Below are 1,330 nucleotides of genomic sequence, written 5' to 3'. Positions count from 1 at the left end.
CCGCAGTTCGTGCAAGTCAGGCTCGACGCCGCCGTCGAGGCGCAGCCGAACGCGATCGATAAGGCGCATGTTCTGGTGAGTCCGGCCGAGCGGATCGAGGTGATGATCGCGGGCGCGACGGTGCGCGCGCCCGTCGGCGTCGACGCCGCGACGCTGGAGCGCGTGCTGGCGGCGGTGAGGTCGACGCGATGATCTCGTTCGGTCCAATGGTCCGTGTGTTCGTCGCGACGCAGCCGATTGACTTTCGCAAAGGCGTTCATGGCCTGGTCGCGCTGGTAGCGGAGGGAATAGGCGGCAAGCTACAGCGGCGACGTTTATGTCTTCCGATCGAAGCGATCGGATCGTTTGAAGCTACTGGTTTTTGACGGCTCGGGAATGGTTCTAGCGACGAAGTGGCTCGAGAATCGGGGCTTCGCCTGGCCACCTGTTCGCGAGGGTACGATGCCGGTGACGGGGGCGCAACTGGCGATGCTGACTGGCGATGCTGACTGAAGGCCTTGCGGAGTGGTCGCGCGTGGTCCCGAAGGTGACGAAGCGGCCGACGAAAGTTGCCTGAATCGTCTTGTTTTGCTGGCGATTGCGAGTGTGTTCGTGTAGCTCTGCGATATGGCGCTTCGCCCTGAAGATCTCCCCTCTGACCCTGCGGCTCTCGCCGAGATGGTGCTGGCTTTCGAAGGCGAGAACGACGAGCTGCGCGCAGAGATCGCCACGTTGAAGAGCCTGACCTTCGGCGCGCGATCGGAGCGCTCGGCAATCGTCTGCGCTGAACAGATCGCGCTCGATCTGGAACGGACCGCGGGCGCGCAGCCTCCGGCCAATGACGACAAACCGGACGCGCCGAGACCGAAGCGGCGCAAAGCGAGGCGCAACATCGGCGCGCTGCTGGCGCATCTGCCCCGGGTCGAGCGGGTGATCGAGCCGGCATCCACGCTGTGCCCGTGCTGCACGGGTCAGATGCACCGGATCGGCGACCTGGCGCGCTCGCTGATCCATTGCCCGAGCCGTTCGAACGACATGGCATAGTCCGCCATCGTCGTCTTGCGTGCTTTTCGCGTTCCCCGCCGTTGCTTGGGCTTCGTCATGCCACGTCTCGCTTTTCGGCTTCGCATGCGGCCTTCCAGTTCCAGGCCAGAAGTTCGTGAAGCTGGTTGGTCTTCGTGGCGCCGCTCACCATGGGAGGACCGTTCTGCGTAAGAAACTCAACCGCAGCAGATTGCTCGAGTTTTTCGCGAGGTTGCCGAGGTGTGTGGTCGCGATGGAGGCCTGCGCCAGCGCCCATTATTGGGGACGGGAGATTGGTAAGTTTGGCCACGATATCCGGTTGATCCAT

The 1,330-nt window shown here is 63.5% G+C and carries 2 protein-coding genes and 2 pseudogenes; all 4 read left to right on the top strand.

The genetic code is table 11. From position 1 onward, the window contains the following. The coding region (locus tag FNJ47_RS46110) for a hypothetical protein (RefSeq protein ID WP_163163425.1) at window positions 1–192 on the top strand (192 nt) is incomplete at its 5' end. Continuing rightward, window positions 189–556 (top strand): annotated as a pseudogene (gene tnpB, locus FNJ47_RS54960) (IS66 family insertion sequence element accessory protein TnpB). The gene FNJ47_RS46110 and the pseudogene tnpB, both read left to right, overlap by 4 nt. A 101-nt stretch (window positions 557–657) precedes the next feature. After that, window positions 658–1,023, top strand: coding sequence for an IS66 family transposase (locus tag FNJ47_RS46095; RefSeq protein WP_163163421.1), 366 nt, complete (start codon window positions 658–660; stop codon window positions 1,021–1,023). Between the two features lie 115 nt (window positions 1,024–1,138). Next, window positions 1,139–1,330 (top strand): annotated as a pseudogene (locus FNJ47_RS50735) (IS110 family transposase); the annotation flags it as partial.

The sequence above is a fragment of the Bradyrhizobium uaiense genome (assembly GCF_010811875.1).
GTDB classification, from domain to species: domain Bacteria; phylum Pseudomonadota; class Alphaproteobacteria; order Rhizobiales; family Xanthobacteraceae; genus Bradyrhizobium; species Bradyrhizobium uaiense.
The sequence above is the reverse complement of the archived record's forward strand: the minus strand, read 5'-3'. Positions and strand labels throughout refer to the sequence as shown.

Coding starts and splice junctions, on each gene's coding strand:
- FNJ47_RS46095 (WP_163163421.1), top strand. CDS start 658: ATGGTGCTGGCTTTCGAAGGCGAGAACGACGAGCTGCGCGCAGAGATC.